The sequence below is a fragment of the Marinifilum sp. D737 genome (assembly GCF_026672275.1).
In the GTDB taxonomy this organism is placed as follows: domain Bacteria; phylum Bacteroidota; class Bacteroidia; order Bacteroidales; family Marinifilaceae; genus Marinifilum.
In genome coordinates this window covers 34716-58218 of sequence record NZ_JANQCD010000021.1, presented here as the reverse complement: position 1 = coordinate 58218, position 23503 = coordinate 34716, and the positions used below count along the sequence as shown (strand labels likewise).

General features: G+C 37.1%; 22 protein-coding genes. 14 read left to right on the top strand and 8 right to left on the bottom strand.

Annotated elements, in window-relative coordinates:
* Nucleotides 1-3: 3 nt before the first annotated feature.
* The gene (locus tag NQ163_RS13250) at nt 4-528 is read right to left on the bottom strand and encodes an SRPBCC family protein (protein ID WP_268190791.1); all 525 of its coding nucleotides are present in this window, start codon (nt 526-528) and stop codon (nt 4-6) included.
* 273 nt (nt 529-801) lie between these two features.
* Between NQ163_RS13250 and NQ163_RS13245 the strand changes: the two genes are divergently transcribed.
* Nucleotides 802-2025 (top strand): S8 family serine peptidase, encoded by a 1224-nt coding sequence (locus tag NQ163_RS13245; protein WP_268190790.1) that lies wholly within the window; start codon nt 802-804, stop codon nt 2023-2025.
* Between the two features lie 66 nt (nt 2026-2091).
* Here NQ163_RS13245 and asnA read toward each other — a convergent pair whose 3' ends face one another.
* Nucleotides 2092-3129 carry an aspartate--ammonia ligase gene (gene asnA / locus NQ163_RS13240; protein ID WP_268190789.1) on the bottom strand — a complete coding sequence of 346 codons (1038 nt, stop codon included), beginning with the start codon at nt 3127-3129 and terminating at the stop codon, nt 2092-2094.
* A 550-nt stretch (nt 3130-3679) separates the two neighbouring features.
* Here asnA and NQ163_RS13235 point away from each other — a divergent pair.
* From NQ163_RS13235 to NQ163_RS13205, 7 genes are all read left to right on the top strand, one after another.
* Nucleotides 3680-3871: a cold-shock protein gene (locus NQ163_RS13235; RefSeq protein ID WP_110360691.1), complete on the top strand. Its 192-nt coding sequence runs from the start codon at nt 3680-3682 to the stop codon at nt 3869-3871.
* 109 nt (nt 3872-3980) lie between these two features.
* Nucleotides 3981-4397 carry a PaaI family thioesterase gene (locus tag NQ163_RS13230; protein WP_268190788.1) on the top strand — a complete coding sequence of 139 codons (417 nt, stop codon included), beginning with the start codon at nt 3981-3983 and terminating at the stop codon, nt 4395-4397.
* Nucleotides 4398-4400: 3 nt separating this feature from the next.
* Complete coding sequence (locus NQ163_RS13225) at nt 4401-5504, top strand: isochorismate synthase (protein WP_268190787.1); 1104 nt, start codon at nt 4401-4403, stop codon at nt 5502-5504.
* 76 nt (nt 5505-5580) lie between these two features.
* Complete coding sequence (menD, locus tag NQ163_RS13220) at nt 5581-7323, top strand: 2-succinyl-5-enolpyruvyl-6-hydroxy-3-cyclohexene-1-carboxylic-acid synthase (protein ID WP_268190786.1); 1743 nt, start codon at nt 5581-5583, stop codon at nt 7321-7323.
* A complete protein-coding gene (gene menB, locus NQ163_RS13215) occupies nt 7320-8144 on the top strand; it encodes a 1,4-dihydroxy-2-naphthoyl-CoA synthase (protein ID WP_054717253.1) in 825 nt (274 codons plus the stop codon). Before menD ends, menB begins: the two co-directional genes overlap by 4 nt.
* A gap of 192 nt (nt 8145-8336) precedes the next feature.
* Nucleotides 8337-8831, top strand: coding sequence for a GNAT family N-acetyltransferase (locus tag NQ163_RS13210; RefSeq protein WP_268190784.1), 495 nt, complete (start codon nt 8337-8339; stop codon nt 8829-8831).
* Between the two features lie 25 nt (nt 8832-8856).
* Nucleotides 8857-9531 (top strand): DUF4377 domain-containing protein, encoded by a 675-nt coding sequence (locus tag NQ163_RS13205; RefSeq protein ID WP_268190783.1) that lies wholly within the window; start codon nt 8857-8859, stop codon nt 9529-9531.
* Nucleotides 9532-9729: 198 nt separating this feature from the next.
* Here the strand turns inward: NQ163_RS13205 and NQ163_RS13200 are convergent, their stop codons facing one another.
* From NQ163_RS13200 to NQ163_RS13185, 4 genes are all read right to left on the bottom strand, one after another.
* Nucleotides 9730-12816 (bottom strand): AsmA family protein, encoded by a 3087-nt coding sequence (locus NQ163_RS13200; protein ID WP_268190782.1) that lies wholly within the window; start codon nt 12814-12816, stop codon nt 9730-9732.
* A 4-nt stretch (nt 12817-12820) separates the two neighbouring features.
* On the bottom strand, nt 12821-13192 hold the full coding sequence (locus NQ163_RS13195) for a lipocalin family protein (protein WP_268190781.1): 372 nt from the start codon (nt 13190-13192) through the stop codon (nt 12821-12823).
* Nucleotides 13193-13463: 271 nt separating this feature from the next.
* Entirely contained in the window at nt 13464-13934 is a 471-nt protein-coding gene (locus tag NQ163_RS13190) for a hypothetical protein (RefSeq protein ID WP_268190780.1), read from the bottom strand.
* A 451-nt stretch (nt 13935-14385) separates the two neighbouring features.
* Nucleotides 14386-14961, bottom strand: coding sequence for an HD domain-containing protein (locus tag NQ163_RS13185; RefSeq protein ID WP_268190779.1), 576 nt, complete (start codon nt 14959-14961; stop codon nt 14386-14388).
* A gap of 284 nt (nt 14962-15245) precedes the next feature.
* Here NQ163_RS13185 and NQ163_RS13180 point away from each other — a divergent pair, with 284 nt between their 5' ends.
* The 4 genes from NQ163_RS13180 to NQ163_RS13165 all read left to right on the top strand — a co-directional run bounded on the left by NQ163_RS13180 (nt 15246) and on the right by NQ163_RS13165 (nt 18868).
* Nucleotides 15246-15614, top strand: coding sequence for a twin-arginine translocation signal domain-containing protein (locus tag NQ163_RS13180; RefSeq protein ID WP_268190778.1), 369 nt, complete (start codon nt 15246-15248; stop codon nt 15612-15614).
* Between the two features lie 204 nt (nt 15615-15818).
* Nucleotides 15819-16721 carry a 1,4-dihydroxy-2-naphthoate polyprenyltransferase gene (locus NQ163_RS13175; RefSeq protein ID WP_268190777.1) on the top strand — a complete coding sequence of 301 codons (903 nt, stop codon included), beginning with the start codon at nt 15819-15821 and terminating at the stop codon, nt 16719-16721.
* 27 nt (nt 16722-16748) lie between these two features.
* Nucleotides 16749-17792: an o-succinylbenzoate synthase gene (locus NQ163_RS13170; RefSeq protein WP_268190776.1), complete on the top strand. Its 1044-nt coding sequence runs from the start codon at nt 16749-16751 to the stop codon at nt 17790-17792.
* On the top strand, nt 17792-18868 hold the full coding sequence (locus NQ163_RS13165) for an AMP-binding protein (RefSeq protein WP_268190775.1): 1077 nt from the start codon (nt 17792-17794) through the stop codon (nt 18866-18868). The genes NQ163_RS13170 and NQ163_RS13165 overlap by 1 nt, the downstream gene beginning before the upstream one ends.
* On the opposite strand, the gene NQ163_RS13160 is transcribed toward NQ163_RS13165, so the two are convergent.
* Both NQ163_RS13160 and msrA read right to left on the bottom strand, forming a co-directional pair.
* The gene (locus NQ163_RS13160; protein WP_268190774.1) at nt 18826-19479 is read right to left on the bottom strand and encodes a hypothetical protein; all 654 of its coding nucleotides are present in this window, start codon (nt 19477-19479) and stop codon (nt 18826-18828) included. The two genes, NQ163_RS13165 and NQ163_RS13160, sit on opposite strands and share 43 nt — an antisense overlap.
* Before the next feature lie 165 nt (nt 19480-19644).
* Nucleotides 19645-20262 carry a peptide-methionine (S)-S-oxide reductase MsrA gene (gene msrA, locus NQ163_RS13155; protein ID WP_268190773.1) on the bottom strand — a complete coding sequence of 206 codons (618 nt, stop codon included), beginning with the start codon at nt 20260-20262 and terminating at the stop codon, nt 19645-19647.
* Nucleotides 20263-20376: 114 nt separating this feature from the next.
* Between msrA and NQ163_RS13150 the strand changes: the two genes are divergently transcribed.
* Complete coding sequence (locus NQ163_RS13150; protein WP_268190772.1) at nt 20377-20955, top strand: molybdenum cofactor guanylyltransferase; 579 nt, start codon at nt 20377-20379, stop codon at nt 20953-20955.
* Nucleotides 20956-21263: 308 nt separating this feature from the next.
* Entirely contained in the window at nt 21264-23501 is a 2238-nt protein-coding gene (locus NQ163_RS13145) for a molybdopterin-containing oxidoreductase family protein (protein ID WP_268190771.1), read from the top strand.
* Nucleotides 23502-23503 lie beyond the last annotated feature (2 nt).

Sequence of the window (23503 nt, the reverse complement as noted above, 5' to 3'; positions counted from 1 at the left end):
TGTTTATTTTTCGATATAAGTTTTAAATTTTGCCAGTCCTTTTTCAAAATCAGGACCAATGGCTTTATCCATATCCATAAAAACCATCAGAATTGTACTGGGGAAAGTGTTTTTACCCTTAAAGCCCCAGGTTATTTCAGTTCCTTCGGTAACAGGTTTAATTTCAAAAAATCCAGTACTAGTAGATTCCCATGGTTTCAAAAATCGCAGTTCAGTTTCGATGTAAGAATTTGGTTCCATTTTTTTAATTTCTTGCTGTCCTTCACCTACATCTTTATTTCCCGTCCAATGTGTAAATGAACCAATGGTGCCATCAGTACCACTATAAGTTATTTTCATATCTGGATCTTTTTCGGCCCAGGGAGACCAAATTTGTTGCTCTTTTAACGAACATAGGCTTTTGAAAACTGTGTCAATATCTTCTGATACAACAATTTTTCTTTCTACCTGATAAGTTTTTGGAGCCATAAAATGGAGTATTCCTACAATAAGAGCAAAAGCTCCAACAATGTATAGTAAAATTTTCATAGGGAGTATTTTGATGGTTAAGTCTAAATATAAGCAGAAAGAAATAATAAGAAAAATAATTAATAAGACTAAAGCGCGAAATATCAATCTGTTGTGTTTTGTGTGGTAATTTTTTTGAAAAAAAACTTCATTTTTTGGGTTACCTTTTTGGAAAAAGGAGAATATATAGGTGTATATCAAATTTACAATGCACTTGACAATGTAAAACAAGCATTTTGTGTAAGGGTATTGTAATTAACCACTTAATCACTAACTAATAAAAATTTAATTTTTATGAAGAATTTTTTAAATTCTATGAAAGCCATGCTATTATTAGCGCTAATTGGTTCTTTAGTAACATCCTGTGATAATTCTATTGAGGATGAAATGTTGAATGAAAGCTCAGAAGCTACCTTAAATGTGAAATCGGGATTTGCTGATAATAAAGGCGGTAAGAGTACCTATGTTGTTCAATTTAATGATGATGTTGTTTTAAAGAGTGAATTAAAAGGATTAAAAGGCTACGAAAAGAAAGCAGTTCGCATGAAGTCGCACGTAGTTAAGTTCCTAAAAGGCAATGGAATCTCAGAAGAAAATGTTGAGCATACTTACAGTACTGCAATTCAAGGTTTCTCTGTAAAACTAAATGAAAATCAGGTAGCAAAATTGTTACTTGATCCAAGAGTAAAGCGTGTTGAGAAGGATATTCAAATCTCATTGGGAAAACCAGGAGGTGGAAGTACTCAACCTGCACAAGAAACTCCATGGGGAATTACACGCGTAGGTGGTGCTGGTGATGGTACTGGAAAAACAGCCTGGATTATTGATTCTGGTATTGATATGGATCACCCAGACTTGAACGTTGATGTTGCAAGAAGTAAAACTTTCATTACTCAAGGTAAAACTACTCCAGATGATCAGCATGGACATGGTACTCACGTTGCTGGTACTGTTGCAGCTTTAAACAACTCTATTGGTGTTATTGGTGTAGCTCCAAATGCAAAAGTTGTTTCTTGCCGTGTTCTTGACAGAAGAGGTAATGGTAATATGTCTTGGTCGATGGCTGCATTGGATTATATTGCTGCTGAAGGTCAGCCTGGCGATGCTGTTAATATGAGTTTAGGACCAAAATCTCGTTATACTTACGATGCTTACGATGAGACTGTAAAGTCTGTTGCTGATTTGGGAATTTTGATTTCAATTGCTGCAGGTAACTCATCTGATGATGCTTTATATTATTCTCCAGCTAGAGCTAACCATCCAAATGTTTATACTGTATCAGCTTCTGATATCAATGACAATTTTGCTTCATTCTCAAATTATGGAACACCTGTTGATGTTTGTGCTCCTGGTGTAGATATTAAGTCATGCTATTTGAATGGAGGGTATGGTACTATGAGTGGAACTTCAATGGCTGCACCTCACGTTTGTGGTTTATTGTTATTAGGTCCTATCCATACCGATGGATATGTGAATAATGATCCTGATGGAAATGCAGATCCTATCGCACACAGATAGATTTTTTTTATAAATTTTAAGAGGCTGTCGGTTGACAGCCTCTTTTTTGTAGGGGGACTACAATCATTACAAGAAAATAATTCCTGCTTTTTTACAAGTGTCTCTCAGTTCATCTGGCCAGATACTCGATTGGACTTCTCCAATGTGTGCTTTGCGCAATAAGAACATGCACAATCTCGATTGACCAATTCCTCCACCAACAGAGTAAGGTAATTCTCCAGACAATAATTTTTTGTGGAACATTAGTTCTTTTCGCTTTTCTTCTCCCTTAATCTCAAGTTGCTCCAACAATGCTTTTTCGTCTACACGAATTCCCATTGATGATATCTCGAAAGCTTGTTCAAGAACAGGGTTCCAAAGAATAATATCTCCGTTTAAGCCTTTGTATCCGTTAACCGATGGAGTAGTCCAATCGTCATAGTCAGGGGCGCGACCATCATGTGGTTCACCGTTTTTCAATTCACCTCCAATACCAATGATAAAGATTGCGCCAAACTCTTTTACAGCTTCAGTTTCTCTTTCTTTTGGACTTAAATCAGGATACTTTTCCAATAATTCTTCAGAGTGAATAAAAGTAATTTTTTCCGGCAATTGAGGGCTTAATGCCGGGTAATATTCACTTAAAATGTATTCTGTTCTTTTAATTGATGCATAAACCTGCTTTACAGTTTTCACTAGAAAATCAATGCTTCGTTCTTCTTTACTGATTGATTTTTCCCAATCCCATTGATCCACATAAATGGAGTGAAGGTTGGTAAAATCTTCGTCAGGGCGAAGGGCGTTCATGTCGGTATAAAGTCCTTTACCTTCAGGGATTTGAAGTTCGCCAAGCATGTATCTTTTCCATTTTGCCAAAGAATGTACAACTTCTGCAGTTTGTTCTCCCAGTCCTTTAATTGGAAATGCTACAGGGCGTTCAATTCCGTTCAAATCATCGTTTAAACCAGTACCTTTTAGAACAATCATAGGTGCAGTTACTCTACGTAGTTTCAGTTCCGAAGAGAGCTGTAGTTGAAACTGATCTTTAATAAATTTAATTGCTTTTTCAGTTGCATCAGGACATAAGATGCTTTTGTAAGCCTTAGGAATAATTAAGTTTTTCATGATTTTTAAAATTTTAATTAATAGAAATAAGTTGATAATAAAAAAGCCTTTCTCTGTGGTGAGAAAGGCTTGTAATATGGTATAACAATGCTACTTCCTCACCTTGGGGGAGAATTATTAGTGTTATTATTATTGTTGTTGAAAAATTGTACCATTTGATATAAATAAAAAAGCCTTCCCAATTTGGGAAGGCTCGTGTAAAATATTTTTTCGATAACAACTATAGCCTTCCCACTTCTGATGAATTATTCATCAAATTATTGAAAAGATTATTATTGTTGTTGAATTGTCTCATTTCCTTGTCTTTCTTGCTTACAAATGTAGGATTAAAATTTAAACTACCAAAAGTCATTTTTACAGATTTTTATTTTCTGTTCATCATTTTGGTATGTTTAATTCCCTGGCTTTTCTTAATATCATATTGAAAATCAGGTGTTGTATGCTTAATGGTAATTCTTTGTTAAGAAAATTGAAAATAATCAGATAATTGTTTAGTTATTAAATCAATTTACGTACATTTACTACGTAATAATTTTAAAATTTTTAAATAATGCCTACAGGTACAGTAAAATTCTTTAATGAAACCAAAGGTTTTGGTTTTATTAAAAACAATGAAACACAAGAAGACATTTTTGTTCATGTTACAGGTTTGATTGATAAAGTTGATCAAGGTGATAACGTAACTTACGATGTTGTAGAAGGAAAAAAAGGATTAAATGCAGTTAATGTAAAAATTGACTAATTTTTATTAAAATATTTTTCCTAAAGGTAAAGCTCAATTTAATTGAGCTTTTTTTGGCTCTATAAGCAAGTAATGAATGTAGTCTTAACGAAAACATTATTTTTGTAGAATGATTAAAAATACTGAGGCATTAGAATCTTTAAATAAGATGTGCTCCGAAACTTTAATGGAGCATTTGGGCATTATATATACAGAAGTAGGTGAAGATTATTTGGTAGCAGAAATGGAGGTGACTTCAAACCATTGGCAACCCATGAAGATATTGCATGGAGGAGCTACTTTGGCATTGGCGGAGTCAGTAGGAAGTGCACTTTCTGTAATTCATACCGATTTAAAGAACTACGATGTGAAAGGTATGGAGATTAATGCCAATCATATCAGAAGCCTGCGAAAAGGAAAGGTTATCGCCAAGGCTAAGTTTGTTCATAAAGGCAAAATGACTCATATTGTTGAAGTGAATGTGCTAAATGAACAGGAGAAACTTGTATCGATTTGCAGAATTACCAATGTGATCATTAAAAAATAGAGAATGAGCCAATTGGAGGACAGAGAAAAATCAATACAATATTTTTTAGAGCAGTGCTTACAAAAAAGGCTTTCGTTTTATGCTTATTCCTTGCCGGGAGATCACGAAATTAAAATCGGAATTCAAACAAGTCCATCTAGGGTTATTAATTTATTGGATTTGAAAGGGAAGGAAGGTTTTTTATTTGCGCCTTTCGATTTGGATGAAGAACAGTCTGCTTATTTCATAGATCCAGAATTCGAGTTTAGTTCAAAATCAACACAGTTTGTAGATTTTTCAGACTTACCTGATCAAAAGGATGAGGATTCGGAAGTTTACGAAAGTTCGAAGGAGGATTACCTGGAGCAAATCAAGGAAATGCTTGCCGATTTAAAGAGTAAAAAGCTTGATAAAGTGATTCTTTCCAGAGTACATGTGTTGAATGGCAAAGGACGTAAAGATGCAGCATCAATTTTTCTTCGGTTGAATAAAACTTATCCCAATGCTTTTGTTTCCATGATAGATATACCAAGTGAAGGATTGTGGATAGGTGCTAGTCCGGAGAGGTTTTTAAATTCGGATGGAAAAACCATAGAAACAGTAGCTTTAGCAGGAACACAGAAGTTAGGTGATAGTGCAGTTCAATCTGTTGAATGGGAGAAAAAAGAGATAGAAGAGCAAGCATACGTGAGTAAATATATCGAAGAGCTTCTTTCCAATTATCAGATTGATGATTATCAGAAGCAAGGTCCTTTTACAGTGCAAGCGGGTAATGTTGTTCATCTAAAAACTACCTATAAAGCAAACACAGCATTAAGTTTCGATCAGATCTCCAGTTTTGCTCAAGCCTTGCATCCAACACCAGCGGTTTGTGGCTTGCCAAAAAATAAGGCAATGGATTTAATCCGAAAAGTGGAGAAACATAAGAGAGAATATTATGCTGGATTTTTAGGCCCTATTCATGCTGATGGCGGTTTGGCTTTGTTTGTGAATTTGAGAAGTATGAAGGTGCTTCAGGAAAGTATGGCACTATTTGTAGGTGGAGGAATCACTGCTGATTCTGATCCTGAAAAAGAATGGATGGAAACCTGTTTTAAAGCGCAAACTTTGCTTAAAGTGATTAAATAAGCGAATTTGTTTTAAATTTGGATTGCGAAAGGTAGAAGTATTAAAGTATTCTACCAATAAGGTCAATAGAAAGCGAATGAATTCAGAAAGTACCACAATAATAAAAGAAAATACAAAATACATGGAGCGCAATTATTCAGATATCAAAGGTGTGAAAGAACTGATTGATATCTGCTGGGCCAAAGGAATGGAGTATGTTATCGTATCGCCAGGTTCCAGAAATGCTCCGCTAAGCATCTCTTTTGCAAAAGATCAGCGAATTAAAAGTTTGGTGATTGTGGATGAGCGCAGTGCTGCTTATTTTGCTTTGGGGATTGCACAACAAACCAGAAAACCCGTGGGTTTGGTTTGTACATCGGGAACGGCGCTGTTGAATTACGGACCTGCTGTTGCCGAGGCTTTCTATCAACGATTGCCTTTGGTGGTAATCTCGGCCGATCGCCCAACGGAATGGATCGGTCAGGATGATAGCCAGGCCATTCCACAGCCTGATGTTTTCAAAGGTTTTGTGAAAGACAGTTACCAATTGCCTTTGGATGCCAATAATCCTGATGATTGCTGGTATTTGAATCGCATGGCTAACGAGGCCTTAACAAAGGCGCAATCGGGTAGAATGGGACCGGTTCATATCAATTTTCCTTTGCGAGAGCCTTTGTATGGTGTAAAACAATATCCTGATACGGATGAAAGGGTAATCCGTAAAGTGAGTTCGGTAGATGAATTGAGCAAGGAAAGTGTGGAAGATTTGGCTACAGCTTTCAATTCGAATAAAAAGATTTTGATATTGGCAGGTTTGCTTCATCAGCAGCCAGAACTGAATGAATTGCTGAGACAATTGGCTCAAAAACCAAATGTGGCGGTAATGACCGAATCGGTTGCCAATTTGCATGGAGAAAAATTCTTGCCCTGCATTGACAGGGTAATCTGTTCGGTGAAGGAGGAAGAGAAAAAGAATTTTCAGCCTGATTTGCTGATTAATTTTGGTGGACCTTTGGTGTCAAAAATGATCAAATCTTTCTTACGTGATTATCGTCCAAAGGAACATTGGTTTGTAGGGCAAGAGGATCATTTTATTGATACTTTTAAGAACCTGACTTCTCAAATTGATGTGTCTCCACTTGCCTTTTTCCGTCAGTTGTTGCCAGCATTGAATCATACGCAAAGTGGATATGCAAATCTCTGGAGAGAGAAAGATTCAGTAGTAGGCGAAATTCATGATACTTATCTGGATAATTTACAATGGAGTGATATGAAAGCTTTCGAGAAGATTTTAGATGCTATTCCTGAGGGGGGAAATCTACAGTTGGCGAACAGCTCGGTAGTTCGATATGCGCAATTGTTCAAGACATCCGATCAAATTACATATAACTCGAACCGAGGAACCAGTGGAATAGATGGCTGCACATCAACAGCGGCAGGTGCTTCCTTGGTGAATGGCAGAACTACTACGCTGATTACAGGAGATATCAGCTTTTTCTATGATTCGAATGGATTGTGGAACAAATACCTGCAGCCAAATCTGAAAATTATTCTCATCAACAATGGAGGAGGAGGAATTTTCCGATTCATATCTGGACCATCGGGTGTGGATGAGTTGGAAGAATATTTTGAGACGGTACAGGAATACCGTGCCGATAAGCTGGCAGAAACCTACGGATTGGATTACTTTTACGCCGAAAATGAAACAGAGGTAGAAAACGTTCTGCCTGAATTCTATGCAGCAAACGAAAGAGCTGCCGTTCTGGAGATTAAAACGCCAAGAACGATAAACGATCAAGTGCTAATAAATTATTTTAAAACTATAAAAGAGAAGGTATGACAACTAGAAACTGGACTACCATTAAGGAATACGAAGATATTAAATTCGAATTTTTCGAAGGAATCGCAAAAATCACCATCAATCGTCCTGAGGTGTACAATGCATTTCGTCCGCAAACCAACTTCGATATGTTGGATGCTATGGATATCTGCCGCGAGCGAAGTGATATTGGTGTAATTGTGTTGACCGGAACTGGCGATAAGGCTTTCTGTTCAGGTGGTGATCAGAATGTAAAAGGTGTTGGTGGATACATCGATGAGCACGGTGTGCCTCGTTTGAATGTATTGGATCTGCACAAGGCTATCCGTTCTATGCCTAAGCCTGTAATTGCTATGGTTAACGGATATGCAATTGGTGGTGGGCACGTACTTCACGTGGTTTGTGACTTGACCATTGCTTCTGAAAATGCAAAATTTGGACAGACTGGTCCTAAAGTGGGTAGTTTCGATGCTGGTTTTGGTTCGAACTATTTGGCTCGCCACGTAGGCCAGAAGAAAGCTCGTGAGATCTGGTTCCTTTGTAAGCAGTACACTGCCAAAGAAGCTGAGGACATGGGTATGGTAAACACTGTGGTACCTTTGGAAAGATTGGAAGACGAAACTGTTGAGTGGTGTAAGACAATCATGATGCGTAGCCCAATGGCAATTCGTATGATCAAGCGTGGTTTGAACGCTGAATTAGACGGACAGCGCGGATTAATGGAATTTGCCGGTGATGCAACCATGATGTATTACCTAATGGAAGAAGCGCAGGAAGGTAAGAATGCATTCCTTGAAAAGCGTGATCCTGAATTCCAGAAGTTCCCGAAATTCCCAGGATAGTGATTCAATGATGAATTATTAATGATAAATTATAAATGATAAATTATAAATTGATGCTCTCACTTTAAGTGAGGGTATCAATATCAACATCCCCCTCTTGAGAGGGGGTTAAGGGGAGTGTTTTCTGATAATTTCTTTTGTGTTTACTTAGTGACTCCCTTCGTTTATCTTTGTGGTTAAGCCCTTTACAATATGCAAATCCGACTTGCTACCCATACAGACTTAAAAGCCATAAACGAGATTTACAACCAAGCCGTACGCAATCGATTCTGCACTGCCGATTTGGAAGAAATCTCCATGCAGGAACGTAAAAAATGGTTTACCTCTCACAATCCCGATACTCATCCCGTTTTTGTGGCTGAGGAGAATAATGAAATTATTGGCTGGATGTGTTACTCACCCTACCGACAAGGAAGAAGAGCCCTGCAAACCGCAGTTGAGGTAAGCTACTACCTGCATGATGATCACCAGGGCAAAGGCATTGGCAGCCAGTTAATGGATTTCGCCATCAGACAAGCACCTCAATACCATATCAAACACCTTTTTGCCATTCTGCTGGAACCCAATACGGCAAGCATTAAACTACTGGAAAAATTCGGATTCGAACGCTGGGCATGCCTGCCCAATATTGCCAATATTGATGGAGAGTGGTGCAGTCATGTGTACTATGGTAGAGAAATCAATTAACAAGTAAATAAATAAACGAAATCGTATGAAAAGTGTTTTAAGTCTAATTGGAATCGTATTTTTTTTGTCATCGTGCAATATACAAAAAGCAAGTAGTGAATATACGTATTGGGTAAATAGTAGAAAAGTTAACTGCGAAGGTGTAGCTCCAACGAAATGTTTGCTGGTGCAAAAAGGAGAAAGTCCTGATGATGCAAAATGGGAGAACTTCTATTCGGAAATTGAAGGCTTTAATTTTGAGCACGGTTACTTTTACAAATTATCGGTAAAAGAAGAAAAATTAAGTTCCGATCAAGTACCTGCCGATGCTTCTTCAATAAAATATACACTTGTGAAAATATTGGAGAAAAAGGCCGATCCAATTTTCAGGTTACATGATATATGGGTGTTGGAATCCATTAATGGGGAGTCGATCAATATAAAAGGAAAGAGACCAAGCCTGGAAATTAATCTTTCAACAATGATGGTAGGAGGCAATAATGCTTGTAATAGCTATGGTGGAAAAATTATACATGTTGACAATGATAGGCTTGAATTTGGTCCTATTGCCAGTACGAGAAGGATGTGTCAGGATATGGATGTGCCGGATAAGTTTGACCTTGCTATTGTAAATACAAGGAAATACAAGCTTGATGAATTGAAATTATTTCTTTTAGATGAAACAGGCAATGTACTCTTGCAGTTTAAAAAAGCAGACTAATAATTAAACCATTTTTACATTGATGCTCTCATTCCAAGCGAGAGTATCAATGCTATCAAAACCTTTGTGGATTTTGTGAATCCCCTTCGTGTCCTTATTGGTTAATTTATTTGTATTGACTTGGGTAATTTATGGATATAAAAAATCCCGGCAACAGACTTACCAGGATCTTTTATTTCGTTGTATAAGCTTCACCTTCTATTTGTAATCCTTCACATTTTCTTTAAGCGAGGTAGAAATCAGATTTTTCAAACGTAAGGTTTGTTGCTCTAATTTTCCTTGCTTTTCAGGATTGTAAAGGTGTTTGTACTTACATGGTACCAGCTTGTAATCCAAATCTTCCAGGGTACCGCTTACATTCAATCCCAGTCGAACTGGCAGAGGCGTATCGGTTACCGAAATGTGATAGTTAAAATGATTATCCAGGTTATGACGTCCTGAAAGCACAGCCTTGTAATTGTCCATTTCAATCAAGAAAGGGTAGAGGTCTATTTCATCCTTGTAAAGCGTCATTTCAACACTTAATCGATCGATCACGTTCTCTGTTTTTTTCTTAAACATTAGTTTGCTGGCAATCATGTCGAAGGTTTCGCTATCCATTAGTGTTAGCTCCTCACCCTGAAATGCTGCTGCACCTCTAATGGTTGAATTTTTAAGAGAGTAATCGCTTTTTAGGTAGGTTTCTCCCGCCAGGTGAAATTCGCCTTTTCCCTTAAAGGATTTAAGCATCGGAATCATGGTATCAACTGTAGGAATCAAATCAATCAATTCGGCGATATCAATATCTAAAAGGTGAAAATCGATACCGGTAAAGAGGTGATTTTTTCTATCCGATCGGTAAATTGCCGTTAGCTGCATATTGGCTGCCTTGCTTGTAAAACCCATCTGATCCAGAATCAAGGTACCATCCTTTACGGTTAATCCTCCTTTGATATTTTCAATCACATTGTTGCTTACAATGGTCTTGTCAATATTTGTATTCAAACAAATTTCTACACCTTTGGGTACCATAAAAGGATCGTTTTCTGCTTCTTTATTATCAGAGGCAGTTTCTTCGCTTCCCATGCCATTAAAAATATCCATCAGTTGGTAAACATCGGTATTTTTTGAAGCCAGGTTAAATTTCCCTTTCAGCAATGCTTCCTTCTTCAGGTACTTGCTGATATCGGTAAGTTCACCATCAAGGCTAAAGTCGGAATCTCCCAAAATTAAACTTGCCTTCTCAATTTTCATGTTATCCCTGTTAAGGGCAAATGAAATATTAGGAATTTGTCCCTTCAGCTTTTCATTCAAATTAAACATTGCCTGAGAGAAACGAATGTCCACTTCGGGCTGCCATTTTAGCATCACATTTTTTTGCGATTCGTCGTACTTCAGATTGGTTTTGGCATATAGCCCTTTGGTATCGAAAAGAACAGTATCCTTGCCCGAAACAGCTAGCTTTTCGCTATTAATTGTTGAATTGATAAGGGCAATCTCCTGTTTTCCTGTCAGAGTTGGAATGTAGGCAAGTTCTCCATTCCCATTGCCGGCATAAACCGATAAGGTATCGCTTTTAGCACGCAGGCTGGCAAATGCAAAGGCACATGAGCTGATTGGAGCAGATAAGCCTTTTGCAAGATTGTTAAGCTTCACAGAAAGCTGTAAGTTTTCAGTTGCCGCATTCATATCGGGTGACAACTCCACATCCATATTTGCCGCATCAAGTTCAATATTTGCAAACAAAAGATCCTTGTCGACCTTGTTGTGTCCCGGCAATTTCAGCTTAATATTAGCTGTGTCCAGATTCAGGTTTATGCTGTCATTATAGATGGTATGAAAATCCTGAGCCTTAAAATCCCCACTTAATTTAATGCGATGATACTTCTCTTTGAGCACATCGCCCTGAGAAAATTGCGCATGTGCATTTCCCTGCAGCGATCCCTTTAGAACTACATTCTGATCTTTTGGAATGAAGGGTTTCAAATCTGCCAGAGTAAAATTGCCTTTGGTATACAAATCATACACCGGGCTTTCGAGTATATTCGAAATGTTTCCTTTCACAGAAACCGAGCTGTTCGCAATACGAGCATAGCTGTTGCTGATACTGATAACAGAAGGCTGTTTTCCATTCAAATCCACATTGGTGACCAATGAGCATTGAAGATCTTTCACTCTAGGATAACCTGTGTATTTCACCTCTCCCCTGGAGTAGTCTAGCTTGGCTTTTACCAGTGGCATACTGGTATCGGATAGCTGACCTTTTACCGATCCTGATATTTTAGCAAGCCCTTTTGCCTTGATATCTTCTAGCGGTTCTGCATATGTTTTGGGAACAAGGGCCAGAATCTTTTCAACATCCAATTCATTGGTAGCATACTGCAGATCTGTTGCCAGGGATTCATCCTTCAGGATGCTGACAGTACCATTGCAAGTGATTTCCTGATTATCCTTAATTGTGAGTTTTGCCTTCTGTAAATCGCAAGAATTTTTCGAGATATTCAAGTCAAATGGCAAGTGACTGTCGATTTTCATCTGCGATAAAAGTTCATCACCGGCCATAGCAAGAGAAATTTCCTTGCACGCAAGCACGATATCGGAATGGTACAGGTTTTTGTCTTTACCATCGGATTTAATTTTTAGATCGCAGCCTTGAGCATCCACATGAAGAGCCATGGAGTTGGCAGTTTCAAAAAGCAGGCTGTTTGCATGCATGTCCAAATCGACCAACTGTTTCTTTCCGGTGTATATCAATGCCAGTTTGGCATTCAGGTTCTGAACTTTAGCTTTTCTCTTTGCAGAATCATCGGTAAATGTCGCATTGAAATTCTTCAGTTCCACATTGCTGATATCCATATCGCCAAGAGACATAGGTTCAGAATCCGTTTCTTCTGAATCGGAGCTGCCTTTGTAAACATCCAGATTCATCCGCCCCTGAGCGTCTATTTTCACATTCACATTACCTCCATCCACAAGAAAGGGACTAAGAATGATTTTGTCGTCGAAAAGGTAGGACATTACATCTACCGAGGTAAAGCATTTGCCAGAGTACAAGATGGTATCCTTAGGACTCTCACTCAAACAAAGATTTGTAAGCTCTAGTCCAAAAAACGGATAGGTACTAAAAAAAGTTGGCTCAACTTTTTCGATAGTAGTAGTACACGTCAAATAATTTTTTGCCTGCTTATTGGCTAATGGAGTTATTTTTTCCGGTGTAAAAAGATACCACAGCGATATAGCCGCAGCTATTGTCAATACAACAACCAATACCAGAAAAGCCAGCCCAACTTTTTTCAATATTCGCATTGTATTATATTTTGCTGAATGATTTAGATTTTCCGTAAGCATCTTCGTACTCTAAAGTAGTTGCTGTTAGATTGGTAATGGTGTATACTTTAGGAACTTTTCCACCATTTTCGATGATATGAATTTGTTCCAACTGATCTTTGGTAATTGTCCAGGTAAAATTCTGTGCTTCTTCCTCTGTTACATCATCGGCGGTATCCCAGGTGGCTCCTGAATAATCAAGGTCGTATCTTTCATATATGGTACCACTTTTCCACTTTCCGATAATTAAGCTTTCATCAAAATTTGGATTAAAATCATCGTCATCACTCGAACATGAAGTCATGGATAGTACGGTTGCAGCAATGCTTACAAAAATAAGTGCAAATCTTTTCATCGGTTTAATTTCTTTCTATTTGTCATATGGAAACTGAAATCTTAAAAGAATCATGCTTGTTTCATATGTTTCATTTGTATTTGAGAATTGTTTGATTTTTAATGTCAAAATCAGTGTAAAAATAGTAGTATTTCTCATCAAATTGTTGACAAAAGTCAAAAAATATTGATAAACTGTATTGGTCGTTTATGTTTGTACTGTCAGGAGGCTGTAAATTGAAGGTTTGAGGTGGGAAAAAGAAGGTGCTGATTGATTTGATAGGTTAAGATCGTTAAGTTTGATCTATATCTGCCTTTTTCCATGTTAAAGGGTCAATTTCATTTACTCTTATTTCTTTGTTCCATTCAAAGTAGGGAAAAATTTTCGTTCGGTCGATTGTTCTTGATTTAGTACCAAAAGCGCCCAAGTCCATTTTTTGAAATTCAATGGTTCGGTTTCGAAGATGAAGATTTTTGTAGAGGATTGTTTCAGTTTTCCATTCTAATCGCCAGGTAAACACATATGCAATGGCAAAAAGTAATGCTACACTCATTGAGAATGACATGACCAATGTTTCCCCTTTTATTTTTAGCCAGAATCTTAGGATGATGATTGCCAATAAGGCAAAGGAAGTAATCAAGAGAGAATAATAGATTTTGATACTGGTAATTACCAATGGGGTGGTTTTATCCAGAATGATAATTCCTGTGGAAAGTATCCAAAGTATAAGGGTAAGAATTAATATGATTCTAGGTGTTTTCATTTAATTGAAATATATCTGTATAACCTATGGCTTCTTAATTCGATTTTCTCTACTTGGGCATTCCCCTGCGGGTCGGGCTATTCACTTATACTCCTCGCTCGTACCTCGCTGTGGGGTAACCGTTTCTATCCCTAATGCAAACAAAGCTGTCATTCCGAGGAGGTACAACGAAGGAATCTGTTCAAAATTACTACCTGCGTATTTTAACAGATCGCCAAGTCCTCATTCTTCATCCTCGCGAAGACAGTCAGCAGGAGGGATAAATCCTGTGTCGAGATAATTTGTGAATTATCTCGACTGGGTACTGCGATTGGAAGTCGATTTATTCCAGGTAAATTATATAGAATCATACCTTTCTGCGTCAAAAATCAATCATTCTGAAGGGATCAACTTGTGGTTTCTAACTTTGTGTCCTTTGTGAAAAACCTTCGTGTACTTTGTGGTTAGACTTTTATAAGTTCCCCTTCAGCTCCAATTCTTCAGCTACCTCTTTCATGGCCTCTATGCAATCGTGAATCAAATCAGGAATTTCCATGCCCAGCATTTCGGCGCCACGTTCAATCACCGTGCGGTCTACTCCGGCTGCAAATCGTTTGTTCTTCCAGTTGCGCTTTACCGATTTTACCTTCACATCCAATACCGATTTCGATGGGCGAATTAAAGCTGTGGTACGAATCAGTCCTGTTAATTCATCAACGGCATAAATGGTTTTCTCCATTAGGCTTTCAGGAACAACCTCGGTACAGGTGAGGTAGGCATGAGCTTCCACCGCACGAATGTATTCCTCGGGCCAATTGGCTGCCTCCAGTATCTCACGGGTCTTTTGGGTGTGCTCCTCAGGAAACAGTTCCCAATCCATATCGTGAACCAGACCAATAATTCCCCATTTTTCTTCGTCCTCGCCATGTTTGCGTGCGTAGTATCGCATGCAGGCTTCAACGGCTTTGGCATGAATAATTAAACTTGGATTTTTGATGTATGTAGTAAGCAGTTCCAGCGCTTCTTCTCTTTTGGGAATATGTGACATGAATTACAAATTATTAATTACGATTTCCAAATTTATAAAAAATAGGTCCGCAAATGCACCAAAATGAAAAACTAGGTCCACGAATGGACACAAATTAGCACAAATGAAAAGAGCGGTGACATTATCATTTGAATTCATTTGTGGATAAAAATATTAATCTGCGTTTGCCTATTGTTTAAACTGAATTTAAATAGTAGTTTTAAGACCCGAAAGTCTTTTATTAAACTCTTAAAACTTTTAAAGAGTGGAAATCAAAAGATGTTGTTGGAATTAAAATTGCACTTATGAGTAATCAAAATAGTACACGAAGAGGTTTTTTACAGAAATTAGGATTAACGGTTGGAGCTGCTGCTTTAATTGATACTGAGGTGTTAGCTGAAGTTAATCCGAATAAATATTCGAATGTTGAAGATCGAGAAGCTTTCCTTACACGATACGAAAAATGGGTAGACCAGTACATTGATGTTGTTGAGGAGGAGAAGAAAAACAAAGAGAATATTGCCAACAAGAAAAGAATAATGGAGCTATCGGAAGAGGCCAACGGATGGCAAGAAGAGATTAAAGAATACATCAAGCATGATGATTTTAAATCCAAATATATTGAAGTATCGAAAAGATTTGCCAATTCCATAACTCCCGAATTAGAAGCATAACCTTTCATATCAATTATTTAGTCAATAATTAGGGCGGTGCATTGCACCGCTTTTTTTTATGAAAGTTCTTGAATGCTTAGAATCGTGAAAAAGCTCAAGGAATTAAGAATGATAAGGCAATTCTAATTGTACTTCAGCGGTCATGGTAATGCCTTGTCTTTGCAAAATTATTAAATTTACAGCCTGATCAATTCTATAACACCGATGAGTAAAACAAAAGCATGGATTCATGCATTTAGACTAAGGACTTTGCCTTTAGCACTTTCTAATATTTTTCTTGGCAGTTTGCTGGCTGCATCCGATCACAAGTTTAGCCTTAAAATATTCTTACTGGCAACCTTAACAACCTTGTTTTTACAGATATTGTCTAATTTGGCCAACGATTTGGGAGATTCCATTTCGGGTGCTGATAATGAGAATAGAGTTGGTCCGGAAAGAGCAGTTCAGAGTGGTGTGATTACCAAGAAAGAGATGACCAGAATGGTAATTGTATTTGTTTTGTTATCACTGGTATCAGGACTTTGGTTGTTGTGGGAAGCATTGCAATTGTTGAATTATACCCAGGCATTAATCATGTTAGGAGTTGGTTTGCTGGCCATAGGAGCGGCCATAAATTATACGATGGGAAAGAATCCATACGGATATAGTGGCTTTGGAGATTTGTTTGTATTCCTGTTTTTTGGATTGGCCGGAGTTATGGGTACTTATTTTTTGCATACCGGAGATTTAAATTGGACCATTTTCTTGCCGGCAACATCGGTTGGATTGCTAAGTGTAGGGGTTTTGAATTTGAATAACATGCGTGATATCGAAAATGATTCTCTTTCAGGAAAACGAACTTTGGTGGTGAAAATTGGTTCTGAAACAGCTAAGAAATACCATTTGTTCTTGATTGGATTTGCAGTGCTTTCGGCTTGCGCATACATGTATGTCCACTGGAATTCATTTTATCAGCTTCTATTTGTGATTAGCTTACCCTTGTTGATTAAACATACTGCGGTGGTAATAAAAAACAAGGTAGCAAGAGAATTAGATCCTGAATTGAAAAAACTGGCCTTGTCAACTCTTTTGTTTAGTTTGAGTTTTGGAATAGGCTTACTACTTTAGATTACTGATAACTGATCATTGAAAAAGATGCTTAAAGCAGATTACGTACATTACCCTCTAAATTTTAAACGTCCGAGTGGAACATCACGTGGGGTTTTAACTGAAAAAGATTCTTGGTTTATTCGTTTGTGGGACGACCAACAACCTGAAATAATTGGAATAGGCGAGTGCTCTATCATAAAAGGCTTAAGCCCGGATGATCGAGACGAGTATGAAGAGAAACTACAAGAGCTTTGCCATCAGATTGGCGATTACTGGTACTATATGGAAGGAGGCTTGAGAGAATGGCCATCCATTTATTTTGGTTTGGAAACTGCATTTCTGGATTTTAAAGCCAAAGGTTCTAAAATTTTATTTCCTTCTGATTTTAGCAATGGTGCCGATAAAATTCCTATTAATGGATTGATATGGATGGGCGATCCTGTTTTTATGAAAGAACAGATCGAACAAAAGTTAGAGACCGGATTTGATTGCATCAAGATGAAAATTGGCGCCATCGATTTTAAGGAAGAATTAAGACTGTTGAAATCTATCCGTAAAGACTTCGACAAAGATAAAATTGAATTGCGTGTGGATGCCAATGGTGCTTTTTCTCCCAATTCTGCCATGGAAAAATTGAAGGCTTTGGCTCAATTCGATTTGCATTCAATTGAGCAACCCATAAAGCAAGGTCAGGTAAAAGAAATGGCTGATCTGTGTGCCAATACTCCTCTGCCAATTGCTTTGGATGAGGAGTTAATAGGAGTTTACGATACACCCGCCAAAGCTGAATTATTGGAAAAAATAGCTCCGCAGTATATCATTTTAAAGCCAAGCTTGGTTGGCGGAATTAAAGGATCACAAGAGTGGATTGATCTTGCCAATGATAGAAATATTCCTTGGTGGATTACCTCAGCTTTGGAATCGAATATTGGATTGAATGCAATAGCCCAATGGACTTATACTTTGAACAACTCCATGCCGCAAGGATTGGGAACAGGGCAGCTATATACCAACAATATTGCTTCTCCATTGATTATCGATAATGGGTTTTTAAAGTACGATACGAATTTAGACTGGGATAAAATATAATGAACAAAGAACTTACAATAAACGGTAAAAACTACAGAGAAATAGAGCTTTTAAGCTATTGTAGCGATATTATTTCAAATTCGGATCACGAATGGGAAAAAGACTATTGTAAGTTTATTTTGGAGTGGTTGGATGATGCTGATCAGGTAAAAGCGAAAACTTCGGGCTCAACAGGTGTACCAAAGGCAATGTACTTGTCGAAGCAAAAAATGAGAAATTCGGCCAAACTCACAGGGGAGTTTTTCAATTTTAAAGCAGGACAGAATGCGCTTTTTTGCTTGTCTGCTAATTATATTGCTGGCAAAATGATGATTGTGCGTGCTTTCGAGTGGCAATTGAATTTGATGCCGGTTGCCCCTGATGGGCACCCTTTAGAAAATATCAGTTCGGATATTGATTTTGCAGCAATGATTCCTCTGCAGGTAAAGAACAGTTTGAAATTAGAGAAAGGCATTCAGCAAATCAAGAAGTTGTTAATAGGGGGTGGAGCTGTCGATCAGGTTCTTGAGAATGATTTACAGGATTTATCTGCCGAATGTTTTATTGGCTATGGAATGACTGAAACAGTTTCGCATGTTGCCATTCGTGCATTGAATGGGAAAAATAGATCTCAATCGTACCAGGCAATGGGGAATGCGAAGTTTTCTATCGACAGAAGAAATTGTTTGAGTATAAATGCGCCAGCAATTTTAGATAAACCTTTGCTTACCAATGATGTTGTAGAGTTGCTTGATGAAAGCCAATTTGAATGGAAAGGAAGGTTCGATAATGTGATTAATTCTGGCGGTATAAAATTGTTTCCGGAGCAAATCGAAAAGAAGCTTGAAACCATAATCAATCAGCCTTTTTTCATTTCCGGATTGCCTGATGAGCATTTGGGACAAAAAGTGGTTCTTTTGATTGAATGGAATGATGTTGATGAAAATTATAAAAGGGAATTGAAATATAAAATTAAAAGCCTGCTCAATAAATATGAACAGGCTCGTGAAATATTTTATGTTTCCGAATTTAAACGAACATCAACCGGTAAGGTTCAACGTGATGCTACACTGGATGCAGTTAGTTTTTCCAGGTAATTAACCAGCAGAACTAATGCTTTTGAATCATTCCAGTGATAGTTGTTCTTCTTCATAAACGAATTAGCATAGCTCGCTTGATTTTTATAAATACTTAGAATTTCTGATCTTAAAGAATTTACCTTTCTAGGTAAACTACCCGGTATCTCTACAAAAAATACATTCTTAGTATCCCATTTTAAATGTGGGTTTTGAGATTCTTTTAAAAATTGCTTTACATACAAGTTTTGCTGCCCTGTGTGGATTTTTTGCAGATAGCCTTTAACAGAGTCTCCTCTATAAAGATATTTCTTATAAACATACAGATCTCCATTAATTTCTACTTCACTAATTTTTTGAGGAGATGAAATCCTACTGTATTGTGTGTTAATTTGACATTCAATTTCATCTTCTACAATATTATATCGTACACCTTGTGGAGTAATGATATTCTTATCAAGAGTAATTATTTTTCCAGGGAGAAAGCTTTTACAAGTTAAATCTTGAGAGGGAACGAAATACTGAAATATGCCATAGTTTGGAAACTGTTGGGTTTGAATAGAATTGTCTGTGCAAAATCCCAAAGGGATGTTAATTGTTAAAATTAACAATAGGGGTAAAAGTTTTTTCATAGAATTAATTTAAGTTATCCATTCTAAATATAGAAACAAAAACTAAAAGTATTATTAATGAATGTATTAAGGATTTGTAGGATTTGATTGATGATTACTTTTTAGGCTTCGCACACGTTTGCGGGGTTTGGGAATAAAAAAAAAGCACCTTAATGGTGCTTTCAATTATTTCAGCTTGTTTTTAAATACCTTTTTAAACTTTTCCATCTTGGGTTTGATTACAAAACTACAGTAAGGTTGGTTCGAATTGTTATTGAAATAATCCTGATGGTAGTTTTCTGCAATATAAAACTTCGAAGCAGGAGTAATTTCTGTAACAATAGGATCATCCCAGGCTCCAGAATCACTTAGTTTTTCTTTATACTTCAAAGCAAGTTCTTTTTGTTCGTCAGAATGATAAAATATCGCCGATCTGTATTGTGTCCCAACATCTGCTCCTTGTCTGTTTAAAGTTGTCGGATTATGTGTTTGCCAAAATACCTCGAGAAGTTCCTCAAAGCTAATTAAATTTGCATCATAGGTGATTTGACAAATCTCTGCATGTCCGGTTTCCCCAGAACAAACTTCTTTATAAGTTGGATTCTTTGTATCACCACCCATATATCCCGATTCTACTTTCACAACTCCATTTAGCTCTTGAAAAATTGCTTCCACACACCAAAAACATCCAGCACCAAAACTCGCTATCTCTATTTTTTTTGATTGATTTTCCGTATTCATATTTGTTTTACCGAATATTACTCCGGAAACTAACATGAAAATTAAAACTATTGACTTTTTCATTCTTTCCGGCTTTAAGTTATTTATAATGATTCTAAAGATAGTGTTTGGTTTTTTCATATAAAAGTTAAAAGTTCTTAAAGTGGTGATCTTTCCTAATCTTATCTATATTTGGATATGATTCAGGAAAAAAAATCAATAGGAATAGTTCTTTCTGGTGGCAAGAGTTCAAGAATGGGAACAGAGAAGGGATTGGTAAAGTGGCAAAGTAAAGCTTTAATAGAATACTCAGTAAATTGTCTAAATTCCATTTGCAATGATATTGTGATTAGTTCTAATAATGAGGATTACAACTATTTGAATCTTCCTGTTATTAAGGATGAAATTGCCAATTGTGGCCCAATAGGAGGAATCTATTCATGTATGAAGAATTTCCAAGCTGATTATTACTTTGTAATTTCCTGTGATGTTCCTAATGTTCCGACTGAACTTTTTAAAGACTTATTGAAAAATATAGGTGAGGCCGATTTAATTTATGCCGTTGACAATAAAGGTAAAAAGCAACCTCTGGTGGCAATCTATAAAAGGTCATGTTTCTCAATTATCAAGGCTGAACTTCTTAATGGGAATTACAAGATGATGAAATTGATTGATAAGATTAAACACAAGGAGTACCTCGTGACTAGAGATTTAAAATATTATCATGATAATATTTTAACAAATGCGAATAGCCCGGAAGATTTGAAAAAACTGTAGTGTCTTTATGGATTTTTATCGCTAAATCTGAGAGCAGATAAATCTTTATAGGTATTGATATATCTTTAAATAAAGGATGTAAAACTCTCTTATTAAAGAAATAATGTATCAAATGTAATTTAGTAAAGATCTAAATAGTTGCATATATGTTTAAATCAGAGGATTTCGACATTTTACTTTGTTTAGATCAATTACAAATCCCTAAAATATGTTGTAGAGCATGTTGTCTGTTCTTGATTTGATATATGTTTACATGCAGAGATGTAGTTTTCTAGATGTGTTCATGTGTTAAAATAAAAAATCACAATATGAAGAGCAGAAGAGAGTTTTTAAAAATCAGCTCCCTGAGTGCAGCAGGCTTAATATTTGGAGGTGGAATATTAGATTCTATAGCTAATAACTTAGTCAATAATAACAAATCTTTTTTTAAAGGACCATATGATTTTACCAGAACTCCTACCTATTGCGAAGTGTGCTTTTGGAAGTGTGCAGGATGGGTTTATAAGGATGAGAATGGTAAGATAAAGAAGATCATTGGAAATGATTTGGATCCCAATTGTAATGGGCGATTCTGTCCGAGAGGTACAGGTGGAGTAGGTATGTATTACGATGAAGATCGTTTGAAAACACCATTAATTCGTACCGAAGAAAGAGGTAAGCAAACATTTAGAGAGGCCTCTTGGGATGAGGCTTTTGAATACATTGCCTCTAAAATGAAACAAATTAAAAAGGAGTATGGGCCTGAGAGTACAGCTTTATTTACACATGGTTCAGGAGGTAAATACTTCGGAAAACTTTTAAAAGCATTTGGATCAAACAATATTGCAGCTCCTTCATATGCTCAGTGTCGTGGACCAAGAGAAGTTGCATTTATTTCAACTTTTGGACAAGGAATTAATTCTCCAGAGAATACTGATATTAGAGATACCAAATGTTTGGTGTTAATAGGTTCGCATTTGGGTGAAAATATGCACAATGGTCAGGTACAGGAAATGTCTGATGCCATTGATAAAGGAGCCAATATTATTACTGTGGATCCAAGATTTTCAACAGTTGCAGGAAAATCTAAACATTGGTTGCCAATTAAACCTGCTACTGATAATGCTCTTTTACTTGCATGGATGAATGTAATCATCAATGAAGGATTATACGACAAAGAATACGTTGAAAAATACACTTTTGGATTTGATCAATTAAAAGATCACGTTCAAAGATATACACCAGAGTGGGCCTATGGTGTAACTACCATTGAGCCACAGCAAATTAGAGAAACAGCCAGAGAAATGGCCAATGCAGCTCCTGCTGTAATTGTACATCCAGGTCGTCATGTAACCTGGTACGGAGATGATACGCAAAGATTACGTGCTGTTGCTATTTTGAATGCATTACTAGGAAGTTGGGGAAGACGTGGTGGATTCTACAATCCTGAAAAGGCAGAAGTACCACATTATAAATTACCAGCATTTCCAAAACCAAAGAAAAACTGGCGTGATGCAATGGATGGCAAATACAATTTGGCGGACTTAGCTTTAGCTTCTGGTGTTTGCGATGCATCCATTCCTGGTCCGGATATGGATTATGCCATTAAGGGATGGATTGTAAATGGAACGAACCTAATCAATACCTTACCAAATCAAAAGAAAACCATTCAGGCTATTCAGGAACTTGACTTAATTGCAGTTGTGGATACCATGCCTATGGAAATTACGGGTTATGCCGATGTGGTTTTACCAGAGTGTACTTATTTGGAAAGATATGATGCACTTAGAATATCACAGGGAAGAGAACCAAGTATTGCCTTAAGAATGCCAGCTGTTGATCCACTTTACAATACCAAGCCTGCATATTGGATGGCTAGAGAATTGGCGAAGAAATTAGATCTTCAGGATTATTTCCCTTTCGAAACCATCGAGGAAGAAATTGACTGGGAATTGAAGCAAGTTGGAACATCCTTAGAGGAAATGCAACGAGTTGGAGTTAAGAAATTGGAACGAGAATTCGATGATTTGTACTTTGCTGATGGAGAAGATGTGGAGTTCAATACTAATACAGGAAAAATAGAGTTGTATTCTACTGCCCTTGAAGAAGAAGGATTCGATCCAATGCCGGTTTATACTCCACATCCAGAACCAGAAGAAGGATTTTATAGACTAATATACGGAAGAGCTCCTATGCACACTTTCAGTAGAACTGCCAATAATCCAAATTTGACTGATTTGATGGATGAGAATACCTGTTGGGTGAACCCAAAAGTTGCCAAAGAATGGGATTTAAGCAGCGGACAGTATGTTTTCCTGGAAAATCAAGATGGAGTTATTTCTGAGTTTCCAATAAAAGTAAGAGTAACCGAAAGAATAAGATTCGATTCAATATATATGGTACATGGTTTCGGTCATGCCGATAAGAGAATGAAAAGATGCTTTGGTAAAGGAGTTAGCGACACTCAGCTAATTACCAATGTAATGACCGATCCGATTATGGGTGGTACCGGAATGAGAGGAAACTTTGTAACATTTAGAACTGATATTAAAAAATCGGAGGTGTAAGC